The organism is Microseira wollei NIES-4236 (assembly GCF_020521235.1).
GTDB classification, from domain to species: domain Bacteria; phylum Cyanobacteriota; class Cyanobacteriia; order Cyanobacteriales; family Aerosakkonemataceae; genus Microseira; species Microseira wollei.
The window spans coordinates 1-1,973 of the sequence record NZ_BLAY01000410.1 but is presented as its reverse complement, the minus strand read 5'-3'; the positions used below and the strand labels follow the sequence as shown (position 1 = coordinate 1,973).

The window sequence follows — 1,973 nt, the reverse complement described above, 5'->3', positions numbered from 1 at the left end:
TGATGGATGCCGTGCCGCTACCATCTACGATCTGGGCGATGGCATTGAGTAGGGACACGGCGGTAGAAAGTCTTCTCGTTAATGGCAAAGCTGATGGATGCCGTGCCGCTACCATCTACGATCTGGGTAATAACATTCAGATACCCGACTTCTTTAAGAAGTCGGGTATCTAGCTTACACCCACCTACTTATCTAGACATATTTATTAGTGCTGGACAGAGTATTTGCTCTCCTTGCTCAACCGTTCCGTCAGGCATAATCGTGTTATGAAGCTTGACATCGGTCAAGTTTGCTCCCCAGAGATTCGCGCCGAACAGATTTGCTTCCGATAAGTCTGCACCGCACAAAGAAGCACCCCTAAGATCGGCACCCAAAAGGTTGGCTTGAGTTAGGTTAGCTTCTACTAATCTTGCTCCACCTAAATTAGCTCTCATTAAATTAGCTCTAACCAAATTAGCACCAATCAGCGATGCTTCAGCCAAGTTACTTTGACTCAAGTCTGCTTCGCTCAAATCTGCTTCGCAGAGGGAAGCTGCAAATAAGTTTGCTCGACCTAATTTGACTTTCCACATGAAACCGCCGCACAGGTTTATTTTTGTTAAATCTGCGTCAACTAGGTTCGCTTCAAAAAAGTTGGCTTCACGACAGTCTGCTTCGCGCAAATTGGCGGCGACTAGGTTGGATCCACTGAAGTTTGACTCGTTTAGGAGAAGGCCGCTAAGATTGGAATTGCTGAGATTAGTGCCGATTAAATTAATCCCTTTTAAATAGAGCGATCGCAAATCCATTCCACTCAAGTCTGTGCCGCTGAAATCGCTCCACTTCAGCAGCTTTTCGGTAATTTTTTGTTCGACTGGGCTGGTTTCTAAAATCAAATTTTGCTGCCACATTTCAACTGAACTCACGCTCTATTTTTACTCGTCACACTCACTCAGATGGCCTCAGAATTATTTTGATTATAATTACTTAGCTGGAATCACAATTTTTTCGCACTTGGAGCGCAATCGCTCTGATTAATTTTTCTGGGATGATGGGCTTAGTCAAGTAACCATCTGGAAGCACTTCTAGCTCTTTTAGCAGGTCAAAATTAACCGGATCGCCGGTCAAAAATATGAAAGGAATCATCGCTGTTTTTGGGTCTTGGCGCAAGGCATTTAACACGCCATAACCGTTCAGTTTAGGCATGTTGATGTCGGAAATGATCGCATCAGGAACCTGTTGCTTGGCTAGCAACAAACCCATTAAGCCATTTTTAGCCCCAATGCCTTTAAAGCCATAGGATTCAAGCAGTTCAAGCAGGCATGTTAAAGTTTCTGAATCATCTTCAATAACCAAAACTTTTTCGTTCATATAAGTAACTTGACCTGTCCCTATCACCCATTTCTCTCCTAAGTAGCATTAACAAGCCGGTCAAAATTGCGTACCTTTTGAGAGTACACCCCAAACCGGATAGAAATTGGGGAAGGAATCGGGAAGGTTTTGAGAAAAAATCGGGAAGAATTCGGGAAGATGCTCCAAAGCCTGGGAATTTATGCAGAGTAAAAGGCTTAGTGAACCAGAAGGGGTATATTTTTGACTTTCTCAAGACTTAGGCAAAGCCTTTATCTGTAGGGTGCGTTAGCGATAGCGTAACGCACCAGATTTAGTGCTATAAAGCTTTATCAGACAATGGCTAAAGCAAGCCTCAAGAAAAAATTAAAACTTCTGCGTCAAGTTTAGCATCTATCTTTGGGTAGAGATACTTACTAACTCAAGTTGCTAGTTATGCTAATGGCTAATGGCTAATCGCTAATGTCAGGATATTACTGAGCTTCTCTCTAGCAATTAGCAATTAGCAATTAGCAATTTGCTAGTTATGCTAATGGCTAATGGCTAATCGCTAATGTCAGGATATTACTGAGCTTCTCTCTAGCAATTAGCAATTAGCAATTAGCAATTTGCTAGTTATGCTAATGGCTAATGGCTAATCGCTA

General features: G+C 42.5%; 2 protein-coding genes. Both read right to left on the bottom strand.

Translation table 11 applies throughout. The annotated features are described in order from the left end of the window. Positions 1–188: 188 nt before the first annotated feature. Positions 189–905, bottom strand: a complete 717-nt coding sequence (locus tag MiSe_RS48835) for a pentapeptide repeat-containing protein (protein ID WP_226594733.1) — start codon at positions 903–905, stop codon at positions 189–191. A gap of 61 nt (positions 906–966) precedes the next feature. Then, positions 967–1,377, bottom strand: coding sequence for a response regulator (locus tag MiSe_RS48830; RefSeq protein ID WP_226594731.1), 411 nt, complete (start codon positions 1,375–1,377; stop codon positions 967–969). Positions 1,378–1,973 lie beyond the last annotated feature (596 nt).